The sequence below is a fragment of the Virgibacillus sp. LDC1 genome, assembly GCF_025792345.1.
GTDB classification, from domain to species: Bacteria; Bacillota; Bacilli; order Paenibacillales; family Paenibacillaceae; genus Paenibacillus_AQ; species Paenibacillus_AQ lautus.
This window is the reverse complement of record NZ_JAOXLZ010000001.1, coordinates 2101062-2113985: the sequence shown is the minus strand read 5'-3', so window position 1 is coordinate 2113985 and position 12924 is coordinate 2101062. Positions and strand designations below refer to the sequence as shown.

Annotated in this window: 12 protein-coding genes; 7 read left to right on the top strand and 5 right to left on the bottom strand. The window is 47.4% G+C overall.

The window, feature by feature from the left end; all coding sequences use genetic code 11:
- Positions 1-11: 11 nt before the first annotated feature.
- Together OHJ21_RS09450 and OHJ21_RS09445 are read right to left on the bottom strand one after the other, a co-directional pair.
- A complete protein-coding gene (locus OHJ21_RS09450) occupies positions 12-1094 on the bottom strand; it encodes a HAMP domain-containing sensor histidine kinase (RefSeq protein ID WP_486019918.1) in 1083 nt (360 codons plus the stop codon).
- On the bottom strand, positions 1079-1753 hold the full coding sequence (locus tag OHJ21_RS09445) for a response regulator transcription factor (RefSeq protein WP_486019917.1): 675 nt from the start codon (positions 1751-1753) through the stop codon (positions 1079-1081). The genes OHJ21_RS09450 and OHJ21_RS09445 overlap by 16 nt, the downstream gene beginning before the upstream one ends.
- A gap of 237 nt (positions 1754-1990) precedes the next feature.
- Here OHJ21_RS09445 and OHJ21_RS09440 point away from each other — a divergent pair, with 237 nt between their 5' ends.
- Together OHJ21_RS09440 and OHJ21_RS09435 are read left to right on the top strand one after the other, a co-directional pair.
- Positions 1991-2299: a hypothetical protein gene (locus OHJ21_RS09440; RefSeq protein ID WP_326113467.1), complete on the top strand. Its 309-nt coding sequence runs from the start codon at positions 1991-1993 to the stop codon at positions 2297-2299.
- Between the two features lie 88 nt (positions 2300-2387).
- Positions 2388-2888, top strand: a complete 501-nt coding sequence (locus tag OHJ21_RS09435) for a DinB family protein (RefSeq protein ID WP_486019916.1) — start codon at positions 2388-2390, stop codon at positions 2886-2888.
- A 290-nt stretch (positions 2889-3178) separates the two neighbouring features.
- On the opposite strand, the gene OHJ21_RS09430 is transcribed toward OHJ21_RS09435, so the two are convergent.
- A complete protein-coding gene (locus OHJ21_RS09430; RefSeq protein ID WP_100537411.1) occupies positions 3179-4198 on the bottom strand; it encodes an alpha/beta fold hydrolase in 1020 nt (339 codons plus the stop codon).
- A 143-nt stretch (positions 4199-4341) separates the two neighbouring features.
- On the opposite strand from OHJ21_RS09430, the gene OHJ21_RS09425 reads away from it, so the two are divergent.
- On the top strand, positions 4342-5250 hold the full coding sequence (locus OHJ21_RS09425; RefSeq protein WP_486021023.1) for a LysR family transcriptional regulator: 909 nt from the start codon (positions 4342-4344) through the stop codon (positions 5248-5250).
- Positions 5251-5323: 73 nt separating this feature from the next.
- On the opposite strand, the gene OHJ21_RS09420 is transcribed toward OHJ21_RS09425, so the two are convergent.
- Together OHJ21_RS09420 and OHJ21_RS09415 are read right to left on the bottom strand one after the other, a co-directional pair.
- Positions 5324-6097 carry a sulfite exporter TauE/SafE family protein gene (locus OHJ21_RS09420; protein WP_486019915.1) on the bottom strand — a complete coding sequence of 258 codons (774 nt, stop codon included), beginning with the start codon at positions 6095-6097 and terminating at the stop codon, positions 5324-5326.
- On the bottom strand, positions 6084-7565 hold the full coding sequence (locus OHJ21_RS09415; RefSeq protein ID WP_486019914.1) for a carboxylesterase/lipase family protein: 1482 nt from the start codon (positions 7563-7565) through the stop codon (positions 6084-6086). The genes OHJ21_RS09420 and OHJ21_RS09415 overlap by 14 nt, the downstream gene beginning before the upstream one ends.
- A 124-nt stretch (positions 7566-7689) precedes the next feature.
- On the opposite strand from OHJ21_RS09415, the gene OHJ21_RS09410 reads away from it, so the two are divergent.
- The 4 genes from OHJ21_RS09410 (at position 7690) to OHJ21_RS09395 (ending at position 12892) form a co-directional block, all read left to right on the top strand.
- A complete protein-coding gene (locus OHJ21_RS09410) occupies positions 7690-8574 on the top strand; it encodes a LysR family transcriptional regulator (protein WP_486019912.1) in 885 nt (294 codons plus the stop codon).
- A gap of 275 nt (positions 8575-8849) precedes the next feature.
- Positions 8850-9395, top strand: a complete 546-nt coding sequence (locus OHJ21_RS09405) for a helix-turn-helix domain-containing protein (RefSeq protein ID WP_486019911.1) — start codon at positions 8850-8852, stop codon at positions 9393-9395.
- Positions 9396-9534: 139 nt separating this feature from the next.
- Positions 9535-11052, top strand: a complete 1518-nt coding sequence (locus OHJ21_RS09400; RefSeq protein WP_486019910.1) for a response regulator transcription factor — start codon at positions 9535-9537, stop codon at positions 11050-11052.
- A gap of 34 nt (positions 11053-11086) precedes the next feature.
- Positions 11087-12892 carry a sensor histidine kinase gene (locus OHJ21_RS09395; protein ID WP_486019909.1) on the top strand — a complete coding sequence of 602 codons (1806 nt, stop codon included), beginning with the start codon at positions 11087-11089 and terminating at the stop codon, positions 12890-12892.
- Positions 12893-12924 lie beyond the last annotated feature (32 nt).

The following is a 12924-nucleotide window of genomic DNA, read 5'->3' as shown; positions in this document are numbered from 1 at the left end:
CTATTTATCAACTACAATCCAAAACTTGCCGTCACACATCCTCCGCCATGAGGTCCATTTTCGACCTGCAAGCTCCCATCATGTATTTCGCTAAGCACCTTGCAAACATATAGTCCTAGCCCACGATGTTCGGTTGCATCCCACATGTCCCCGCGGTAAAAAGGGAGCGCAGCCTTATCCAGGGCTTCCTCCGAGAAACCGGGTCCGTCGTCCGTGACGGTAATATGCATAGAGTCACCCCGAATGACATAGCGAGCGTTCACCTGATGGGTTGCGTATCGCGCCGCATTGGCCACCAGGTTCTCGAATACCTGCATGACGACATGGGCATCCAGGTTGATTTCAGCATTAGCGTTTTCAATGGAAAAGACGAAGCTTTTGCCGGATTGTCTAACCATTTGTTCGGCACTGTTGTTCAACATAGCCGTGAAAGGGAGGATGTCCATCCGATCGCGATGCACCGGGACATCCTCCAGCTTTTGAATCGAGTTCATGGCCTCCGCATAGTTCTCCAGGCGAACGATGTGAAGGTTCATGGTATGGATCAGGTCCAGCACCTTTGCTTCTGACAATTTCTTCTCGGGAAAATAGGTCTCGAGAAACTCGGCGTATCCTTTCAGCACAGACAGCGGCGTCCTCAGATCATGGGCAAAAATAGCATTGAGCTGCTTGCGCTCCTCAACCGAACGCCAGAGCGCTTTTAAATTTTTTTCCAATTGTGATCGCATGTTTTCAAATACGGCGATCAGCTCGCCCATCTCGTCCCGGCTGTCATAGGAGATGCGGAAGCTTAAATCGTTGGCCGAAATCTTCTCGGATGCTTGCTTCAGTATCTCCAGCGGTCGTTTAAGTTTCCATCTGTACAATAGAACGGCCATACTGACAATTCCGGCGGCCACGGTCAGCAGCACCGCCGCGACGAGGGAGGGCAGAATCCAATCGGTCTCTCCAAAACGCTTCCGCAGGTTCTCCGCCCAGGCGAACTCCACGGTGATGATGGCCAGCACGGCCAAGAGCGTGAGAATGCATAACAGGATGGAGGATTGCAGCAAGTTAAGTCTTTTTAGCAGCAGCCTATTCACGAGTTTGGCCATTTGTACCCAACTCCCCAAACCGTCTCGATTCGATCGTCGCAGCCGTATTCCTTGAATTTGGAGCGAATTCGCCGAATATGCTCTGCGATGACGCTGCTATCGCCTTCTTCGTCCAATCCCCAAATTTTTTCGTACATGCGCTCCTTCTCGAACACCATGCCGGAATTCATGGACAGCAGCTCGATAATGTCGAACTCTTTTTTGGCCAGAGGAATTCGTTTATCCTGGAAATAGAGCTCCCGGGCCGTATAGTTAATGACTAAATCGTGATTAAACCTCACCGAGGCTTTGGTTAGGATTCGCTGTTCCCTGCGCAAATGCGCTTCGACCCTGGCGCCGAGCTCACGAATACTGAAAGGTTTTAGGATATAGTCATCGCCTCCTGCCCGAAAGCCGGCAATTTTATCGGCATCTTCGATTCGAGCGGTCAAAAATAAGATGGGGCACGAGACAAAACCTCTGATCTTTTCGCATATTTCAAGGCCGTTCTCCTCAGGCATGTTGATATCGAGCAAAACGAGATCAGGTCCTAGCTCCACTTTTCGCAGAGCTTCCCGGCTGTCCTTGGCCGTCATGACGAAATATCCGTTGATTTCAAAGTAATCGGTCAGCAGCTTTCGAAGATCCGCTTCATCGTCCACGATTAGTATCTTATGCATTCATGCTTCATCTCCAGTTTTCATGTGTTTGATTTCAGCATATCAAAGATGATCCGGCATACCAATCGGATTTTCATTGAACGCATGGAAAGTCAGCGGCAGGTAGACGAGGTTAACCAATCGTGGTATGAATAGTATTGGACTGAGTCGGTGGGGCTTCGATACCTCCACCGTAGAGAAGAGCTAAGCGATAAAAGTAATCGAAGATACAAGTTATTTTATTTCTGGAGGATATTTATGAATCAACGTTTTCGGATCACGAGATCCATGCAACCAAACTCTAACAATCAGGAGATTTCATTGGAAGAATGCCAATCATATTTTTCATCCAAAGCTGATTTTACTTATCAGACGGTGCTGACTGTGAAAGGGGAGGAGAGCACCATGTCTATAGAAGGGGATTTCTTTGTATGGAAACATGGAGAAGCCTTGATTCCATTCAGACTCTATATGGGGGAGTTGTATGTAGCCGTTTCCCATCAAGAGCTCGTGCCCCTCATGATTGAAATTGCAACTGATTTACGGGCAGATATCGTGGAAGGGTAAATGATAAGAAATCGTACTACTTGCATTGTGTTAGGATAAGCCAAAGAGGGAAGTAATCATTTAATCTAAAATTAGAGGGGTGATTTGAATGCTTGAAATCTTGCAGCAACAATACGATTGGATCAAATCCGCTAGGGAAACCTTGTTTACGTTTTTGGAAGAGATGCCCTCTAATGTATTACATCAAACAATTCCCGAGTTTGGGCACGGGACGATCCTACGGACCCAATGTCATGTTGCAGATTCTTATCGGTTCTGGCTGGGATCCTTCGCATTTAAGAAGATCAGTGAACACAAGGAAACTACTGTACACGAGATTGAAGGTGCAGATGTGAAGGATGTCCGTAACAGATTTACGGAAGTAGACGAAATCGTGGAACGATTTTTGAAAGCGTATTACGATCGCTGTTTTGAACCTATTGAGCAAGGTGATGAATGGCAGGGTTACCCAAGGAGACCTACTCCTCTGCTGCTGTTAACCCATGCTGTGACACACGAATTTCATCACAAAGGTCAAATCGTATCGATGGCAAAACATCTAGGCAATCCCCCTCCTGCCGATGATCGCTTAGGCGGACTCTTTGTCTGATACATAAAAAACGAGATGAGGTGTAAGAAATGACTTCTTTAGGGTCCTGCAGCGTAACTGTCATTACTTTGTTTGTCGAGGATTTGCATGCTTCGAAGTCGTTTTATGAAGAGGCGGGCGGACATATTTGGGAGATAGCGCAACAATTGATGTAAATGCGAGTGGGTGGAGCGGATCATAGGGCTTCAAGACGTTAAAGAGGAAGTTGTTATGTTGCGAACGCCAGACGGTGACAACTCAAATCTAGGCGGCGCAGCATTTAGCTGCACCGCCTTTTCTGTGAATATGATTTATCCGTTAGCACTAAGACCCAACAAGCGCTTTAGGTTGTCATCAATAAATTTATTATCGGCACTGTTGATTCCGCGGCCGGAAAAATGGCCCCAGATCGACTCGATAGGATTAAACTCAGCATTCGGCATAAGCTTAGCCTCGTATTCGTTATCATCCGCAGTGCAGAAGAGATCCGTGCTCCCCGGCATGATGCAGGCAAGAGCCTTAATGCTCTTAAGCGCCTTATCGAAATCTCCGTTATAAGAGGGGTTTGCACTAATATCTGCATGTTGGCCTGTCCATAACATGGTCAAGACATTATGCGGATCCATCTTCATAAAGCTGTCTTCCCAAACACCAGCCACAAAATCCTCCAGGGAGTCAAATCCCAGCTCACGATAACGTTCCTCTCTATAAAACGCATGTGATAATCCCCATCCCGCATAGACCCGGCCAACGGCGCGCATGTCTGAAGAAGTCAGCTGGTTTAGTTTACTTGAATCGAAGCCTACCGCAGCCAGCAGCGAAGCTTTCATACTGTCCAGAACCACAAATGTATGGGGCCAAGGCTTGGCAATGCCCCCAAAAGGAGCAATTCGTTCCACCATATCGGGGTAACTTGCCCCCCATTGGAATGCCTGGATGCCTCCCATGGACCATCCAACGACGAGAGCGATCTTTTGAATACCGAATTTTTCGGTCACCAGCCGATGCTGGAAATTAACGTTGTCATAGATGGTTACCTGCGGAAAGTTAGCTCTGTCAAAAGGAGGCGGCGTATTCGTGGGAGACGAAGATAATCCGTTGCCCAGCAGATTAGGAACGATAATGAAATATTTGTCCGGATCCAGTGCCATGCCGTTTCCAATCAACCATTCATTCTGAACATGCTGGTCGCCAAAAGCCGTTGGATAGACGATGACATTATCTTTTTGTTCATTCAATCTTCCATAAGTCTTATAAGCAAGAAAAGCGCTCGGTAACGTCACTCCTGATTGCAAGGTTACGTCACCCAAATCAAAAATCTCATAATCCATCGTATTGTTAACTCCCTTCAAAATGAAACCATATATTTAGAATGTATTTCTTGTTGTTAGTATAGTTCCGTGATACTCTCAATAAAAGTGAATGGTTTTCAAAGCTATATTCAATAATTTTGAAAGTAAAGGGAGATGGAATGATGGAATTGCGCCAACTGAACACGTTCCGCACGGTTGCATCAACTTTAAATTTCAGTCGGGCTGCGGAAGTGCTGAATTATGTCCCCTCCAACGTCACAATGCAAATGAAAGCGTTGGAGGATGAGCTTGGTGTTCGTCTCTTTGACCGCTTGGGCAAACAGCTCGTTCTCACAACTGCAGGTAAACGCTTTTTGACTCATATCGAAGGCGTGTTAAACCAATTGGACGAAGCTCGCAGCGTCGTTCATGACAACGAAAACTTAAGCGGCACTCTAACGATCAGTGCCAACGAGGTTCTTTGCGCCTATCGGCTTCCCGCCGTCTTTCGCCTGTTTCGTTCGCGCTATCCTGGAGTGCGTCTGATCTTCCGCTCCGTTCCCAATCAGGAGCTCAAGCAAACGCTTTTTGAGGGAACCTCGGATGTCGTCTTCATGCTGGACGAACCCATTCGCGCAAGCACGCTTGCTGTGGAGCCGTTGCTGGAAGAAACGTTCCGCCTTTTCGCCGCTCCAGACCACCCGCTCTCTAAACGAACTGTGCTGCAGCTGGATGATTTTCACGGAGAAGTGTTCCTGACGAATGAAAAGGGTTGTCCCTATCGAACGATGTTTGACCGCTCATTTGAGAAAGAGGGCATTGATAGTATTACGTATTTAGAGTTTCAGAGTGCCGAAGCCATTAAACAATGTGCAATCACGGGAATCGGTATTGCCTTTCTTCCTGAAATCGTCGCGGAAGCCGAAGTTGAACGGGGCGAGCTTGTTGCTCTTCCATGGCAAATTCCGGACTTGCACGTGTATACACAGATGTTATGGCATAAAGACAAGTGGCTTTCACCCATCATATTGTCTTTCATAGAAGCAGCAAGGGAGGTTATTGCTAAAGAGGAGGAGTATAAAACCGTTTAGCTTAATCTAGCTGTTGCGAGACAAGGTACCATTCGAAGTCGCTAAACTAGCAAAGAAAAAGTAATTCTTCATATTATACATTCAGCAGTAATATTGCTGCTCCAATCATCGGCGTGATAACCATGCATGTTTTAAGCCAAGCCACAGGAACACGTTTTGTGAATTTTGCCCCTATATACGAACCTGACATGGTTCCAATCACAACTGCAATTAGCAGATATACATCTAGATAACCTATCTTAAAATAGCCTGCTCCACCTGCCAGTGCAGTTGGGATGATAACCAACATGGTTGTACCTGCAGCATAACGCATGGGCATGCCCAGCAGCAGCATAAGTCCCAACTGGATGAAGGGCGTGGAGCCAATGCCGAACAGTCCAGACAAGATCCCGGTAACAAGACCGATTAGTATCGCGTAGGACCAATATCGCAGCCCATTGGCGAGAGCCAGTGTCATGTCCTCTGAAACATTCGGACCCGTGCGGGCGAGAAGCATTCTTAGCCACAAGGCAATCCCTGATGCAAATAGCATCACGGAGGTCATCAGGCCCAACCAGCTCTCCGGAATGAATGATGACCAGCCTGAGCTGATCCATGCGCCCGCTGCTCCGGCTAAACCGACAATAATACCGGTCTTCAATATCATGTTCCCCTCACGATAATGGCTGACCGAACCGGAAAGAGAGGAGAAAAACATGGCCGTTAATGCCGTTCCTAACGCTAAATGTATGGGGTAACCGAAAACGACCGTTAATATGGAGATAATGAAACCAGAGCCCCCAGCGCCAACAAAGCCTAAGAGAAGGCCAAGCAATACCATCACAAGCGTAATGTTAATCATCTGCATCTAAAATTCTCCATACTTGATGGTGAACACCTATACCTGCAGGCTGAGGCATATTCTCTTGGACGTAACTGACTTTGTCCAGCACCATAGTACTACATTCATTATTATAAGTTGGCCAAACGGGTAATGCGTCTGAATTGGGATTCCCATGACGAATATAGGTTAACCAGGATTTACGCATGTTCCTTGCCAGTTCATATTGTTCAGTTGGTATGGTGTGGGGATCATTGGTCAGATGGACAGGGACCGGGTGCGATGAATTTGCAAAATGAATGAGGCTGCTTTCATATCCATGCGTCGCTCCCAGGACACCGCCGCTGCGTAGACGATACATCCATACAGGGGTTCCTGAGGATGCCAGTGCATTCGCGAACTGGATGGCTCCAACCGTATATAAATGTTCGGTTAATATCGTGCGCCATGCATCTGCATCTGACATCGTTTCGGAATAACATAGATACGCTGCCCATATAGTTGAAGCATTTCTCCCGAAGAATCGTTCCAGTGTTACTGGGTTTGGAGATTGAAGCTCAATATCGTTGTGGATGAAAATAGTAGACTCATCTTCGTTTGTTCCAATCAGCATTGGCGGCATCTTCTCACGATTAGCCAATTTTGAGAGTGGTTTCAAGGGTATGATGCGCCCATCTGCTACTGGCCCGAACATATGCAGACTGCGCGAGGTGCCGCATCCAACGGCGGACTGTGCCTCAATTAATTGCTCGAAAGGAAGCTTCAACAACCACCCTGGATCACTAGACAAGCCCAACTTTTCAAGTATCCGAAGTGTTGTCACGTTTGCAGTGCTTCGATCCCTTATCGCCTGAGTGGCACCACTCTGAGCAATTGCTCGGCAAAATAACCCTTGCGCAGCCTCCATCACATACAGCGAAGCGGTACATTTGGCACCGGCGGAAGCCCCGCTGACAGTAACGCGTTCCGGATCACCGCCGAAGGCGGAGATATTCCGTTGGACCCACTCCAGCGCAAATACAATATCAAGCATGCCGTTGTTCCCCGAAGTCATGTACTCCTCACCAAGAATGTCCTCTAGGTGGAGAAAACCTAGCACCCCAAGACGATAATTAATGGATACGTAAACCAGCCCGTCTTCCACCACATACCGGGAACCGTCACTGTCTGCTCCGCTTCCGGATATGAACCCACCGCCATGGATGAACACCAGCACTGGCTTTAGCTCTTTGTCAGAGCCAGAGGTCCACACGTTCAAATGTAAACAATCCTCTGACTGAACAAGAGTTGTATTTGAACTCTGCGCTCCAACGTTTTGTGGGGCAATCGTTCCGACATGACGGCAGTCTTTTATACCTGACCATGGGAGTGGAGGTGCAGGAGGCTTAAATCTGCGATTTCCGTTTGCTGGAGCCGCATAAGGTATGCCCCAGAATACGTGGGCGCCTTTACATAGCACACCTGCAACTTTCCCGGCATCCGTTTGTACGATCAAAGGAGTCATCTCCTATCATATGGTTTGAATTAGTATAACTTGTTTTCTGCATGAGCTATAATATATGTTAATTCATAATATACATAACCTAGAAGTTATGTATGATAGGAAGCGAGGAACAGAAATGGAACTGCTTCAGCTAAAATATTTTCAGACCGCGGCTCGAATGCAGCATATTACGAAAGCAGCAGACTACTTACATATTTCTCAGCCAGCACTTAGCAAAATGATCGCTTCCCTCGAGGCTGAGCTGGGCACCAAGCTTTTTGACCGTGAGCCCAAACGGATACGTTTGAATCATCATGGCGCGTTGTTTCTTCATCAAGTGGATGTCGCCTTGAAAGCGATTGAAGATGGTAAACTGCAGCTGCAAGATCTAGTCGGTGCGGCTGGACCTTACATAGCTCTGGACGTTCGTGTTTCATCCCACCTACTACCGGATTTATTGGCCGATTTCCGTAAGGAATGTCCCCACGCTGAATTCCATCTTCTTCAGCATTCCGAATCATATACCGGAATAACAAAATTTGATCTTTGCCTTTCCGATGCTGTTTCACTTCCACAGGGGACCGCGTCTGTTTCATTGCTTAAGGAGGACATTTACGTTGCAGTTCCCACAACGCACCATCTTGCTAACCGCGGACATATTGGAATAAGGGAGCTTAAGGATGAGAGTTTTATTATGCTTCCTCGGGGAAAATCGTTACGAGAGACGACCGATGCATTTTGTCGTCTTGCGGGGTTTACTCCGAAGATCCGATATGAGAGCGATGACCCTGCCACAGTCCGCGGGTTGATTCGCGCGGGTCAAGGTGTTGCTTTTTTTCCATCTATTACTTGGGGCGGTTCCAACGGATCTGAAGTCGTCTTGCTGCGACTAGAAGAAAACTGGTGCAATCGCTCGATTGCCCTATCTTGGCCTCAGGACCGCTATATAACCCATACTGCAGTGCAGTTTCGTGATTTTGTAGTGAGCTACTTTGCAAGATTGGGTAGGTCGCATGGGTAGTTGAGGATTCCTCAGGCTTTCTCCTGGCCATCTCGGCCTGTCGATCACTGTACTCGTTAGAAGCCTCTCGTTAGCGGAGTATATCTGCCCACGAGAGGTTTTTTAAAGGGCGGGTAATACTGATTTGATTTATTCTCCCTCCGCATTTTAAAAATCACAGGTATGTTAAATTGTCTAGGCATATTTGTTAATTTTTATTGACAACTTTAATTTAATGTTGTTTCATTTTATTAAACTATGTTGAATGACATTATTTTTACTAGGAGAACAATCGTATGGAATTGGGAAGCAAAATCCGAAGGCTTCGAAAGGAGCAAAACCGGAGCCTGGATGACATCGCAAAGGCTTGCGGATTCACCAAGAGCTTGTTGTCCAAAATCGAAAATGGGAAGACGGTGCCTCCCATCGGAACGCTCATCAAGATTGCCGAAACGCTTGGAACCAAAATTTCGATTTTACTGGACGACAGCGATTTGAATGGAACGGTATATACACCGAAAGCTAGAAGTGAAGGGAAAGTGGTTCAGACGGATAAAGGGTATTCGTTTTCCGCGATTGCGGCCGAACGGCCGGAGAAATTAATGCAGCCGTTTTATTTTGTTGCAAAGAAAGGGAAAACGGGCAAAAGGACATATTCTCATGTCGGGCAGGAATTTATTTATGTGCTGGAAGGCACGATGATTTATTACGTAGGGAAAGAAGAGTACACGTTAAATGCCGGTGACAGCCTGTACTTCGATTCGGTTGAAAACCATTCATATACACTGGTTACCGATGAGGTCAAGTATCTGTCGGTGTTTTGCTCCAACTCCAATGCTTAGGAGAGGGTGATTTTAAATAAATATCATGCAATGTTAATGAAGCCCATGCAGGACTCATGTAAACGATGGCAGTTCAAACTTCCCATTTACTTGATTTCCGCGTGGGCTTTTTTTCATCACAGTACAAGGGGGATGGATCATGTTAAACATTTTGGTTGTGGATGACGAACCGAAGCACAGAAAAGGAATGTCACGGATGCTGAAGGCTCTGAAGCCGGAGTATAACATTTTTCATGCCAGGGACGGGGCGGAAGCTCTGCATTGCATGGAGCTTCAGCGGATGGATCTGGTCTTTACGGACATTCAGATGCCAGTGATGGACGGCCTGGAATTGATGGAGCATCTGACCCGCCGCGGGGGGAATGAAAGCATCATTATTCTGAGCGCTTACTCCGATTTTGTTTATGCGCAGCGCGCGCTCCAGTTGGGCGCCAGCGATTATGTGCTGAAACCGGTTGAAGAACAAAACATTCTGCCGCTGCTTGCAAAAGCGGAGCGCAGAGCAAGCGCTGTACGCCTTGCGTCCGTTGAATCCTCGCTTTCCGAGATGTTGGAGGGATGTCCGTCCGACGAGGATTATCGGTTACTGGAGAGCACGTTCCCGGAATTTAAGCACGGTATCGTGCTCACCGCTGTTTTTGGCGAGGCGAAAGATCACAAACTTCTGCTGAGCGGACTTAAAGGGATACTGCTGCCGATGATCGAGGAATTGGGGTTTTCCTGCGCTTTTTGCTTACAGGACAAAATGCTCGCCGTCTTGATGATAAGCTCCGATCCTCCCTCCATGGTTGTTCCCGGTTTGAACTCGAAGCTGCAGGAGGTCATTCAATACTTCCAGCGTGAATACGGGGTGGAACTAACGTTTGGCATGGGTCGTTATTTTACGGAATGGAGACAGGAAGCCAAACAAGCTTACCAGCAGGCCTGTCACGCACTCAAAACAAGATTTTATAAAGGCGGAGGGGCGGTGTATGAAGCCGAGCCACTGGATAACGCAGATCGTCCGGCCGTCGTGAAGCTTGAATTCAGTGGATTAACCAAAGCGGTACTATCCGGAAATAAGCCGGAAATCGAAGCCTGTCTGGATTCGGCTGTTCACCAGGCCGTCAGCAGCGGTTATCCCGAGCCGGAAAAATTGAAATACTTTCTCGCGGCCTCTATCCATCAAGCCACCTCTCTCCTAATGGAGAAAGGGCTCGCTCCCTTACATAGCGCCGTCTACGAGGAAGCTTTGCTGCATTGCCATACCGTTGATGAATTAGTTAAGGCGGCCCGGCAATGGATCCTCGAGCTGACGGATCGCCTGGAACAACGGCGGCAGTACAATGCCGGGTCCATTATCGACAGCTGCAAAGCCTATATTGATGCGCACTATAGTGAAGGTGATTTGTCACTAAGCACACTGGCGGTAAAATTTCATTTTAATGCCTCGTATTTTTGTATGCTGTTCAAAACGCATACCCACATGACCGTCCATCAGTACATCACACATACTAGAATGAAAGCGGCCGCAGGCCTGCTGCTGCAAACTTCTCAAAAGGTTTACCAAATTGCCGAGTGCGTAGGGTATAAGGATGTAAAGTACTTCATACGACTGTTTCGCAAGGAATTTGGCACAAGCCCGGAAGAATATCGCCATTTATCCGCTACTCGCTAAAAGGAAGGGATGTCATTTGAGAGGACGTTGTTTATTGCCGCGCTTAAAAGATCTCAGCTACAGGTTTCAGCTTTTTTTAACCTATGCCCTCATTGTTTCGATACCTCTTGGCATCCTGAGCTGGAAATATTTTAACTCCAGCAGAGAGTTTGTCTCCGAATTTGCCCGGCAAAATCTTTATTCCATCGTCAAACAAAACAATGAAATCATGGACACGGAGCTTGCACGGGTGGAAGAAAGCAGCCTGGCCATCATCGCAGAGCAAACGTTGTATGAGCAGTATTTGCATGCAAATCCGCATGACGAATACAGCATGATCACGATGGAGAAAAAGGTCAGCCGCGCGTTAAACAAATACTTTACGGATTTGGAGCAAATCTATTCCATCCACCTCATGACCAGTTATTCCAACATTGGCCCAACGGGCGCCTCCGCTTTTATCCCATATGGGAATTTTAACCGAACGGCTTTATACCAGGCTGCATTACAGGGGGACGGTGCCATGCAGTGGGTGCCTACCTTCTCGTTTGATCAGATGTTTAAGCAGGATATCAGCCGCTCCAAGCCTCCCGAATATGACCGCCTGCTGGCGGGTGTCCGCTTGCTGAAGCTGTTCAACATCAACAATGGCGAAGTCATCGAACTAGAGGGCAAGGCTGAACTCCCGGTGCTGGCGATTGTTTATCATCCGGAAATCTATCATTCCCGCTTCGCTGACACGCTCCCTTCCACAGGAGCTTCTTTTTTTATTGTCAGCCCGGACGGAAAGCCCGTGGCGGGCACGAGCATCGAGCAGGGAGATACGGGCGTCGATCCCGGTTGGCTTGACAAAATGGTGAAATTGAAGAGTGGGACCTTGACGGTTACGCAGGATGGGAAACCGCTCATCGTTTGTTTTGATACATCGGAGGTAACGGGCTGGATATCGGGTGTCACCATATCGCCCGAAGCGTTGGCGGCCGCTTTTTTGCCGGAGATTAAATCCTACACTTTATACTTGGCTGTCGCCCTCCTGCTTTTTTCGCTCCTGCTTGCGTTTGTTTTTGCCAATACCGTTATCAGGCCCATTCATCAACTCCTTCAGGCGATCAAAAAGACGGGCGAAGGTGAATTTGATACCCGAATACCGGTGGAATCCTACAACGAGATGGGGCTGTTAATCCACAAATTTAATCAAATGAACGTCAAGATCAACAATTTGATTGAAGAGAATTACAAAGTCAAGCTGCGAGAAAAAGAAACCGAGATCATGTCGCTGAACATACAACTGAATCCTCATTTTTTATACAACACCCTGAACATCATGAATTGGACGGCGCTTGAAAACAACCAAAGAGAATTAAGCCGCATGATTGTCAGCTTGTCCTCCATGCTGCATTATACCTCCGAGAACAGCCAGGACACCGGTGATTTGGCCGAGGAACTGAACTGGCTGAAACATTACATATTCATCACGAATCAGCGTTTCGAGGACCGGTTTACCGTCGAGTATGACATCGCTCCTGAGCTCTATGCTTACCGTGTACCCAAACTCTTCCTGCAACCGTTTGTCGAGAATGCGATCGTCCACGGATTTTCCCGTCTGCACAGCGGGGGAAGGATTGCCATTCGGGGATGGATGGCTGGCGAGGCGCGCAAGTTTACGGTGGAGGATAACGGAACGGGCATCCCACCCGCCAAATTAGAACAACTGATCAAGCTCGAAGGCGATTCCATCGGCATCCGAAATGTGGATAAAAGAATCAAACTCATTTATGGGGAAGCTTACGGGATCACCCTGACTTCGGTTGAAGGAAAGGGCACCATCGTAAACATCAACCTGCCTATATCAAATAACTGAAAATTCTCCACCAATACAAAAATGTTAGAATT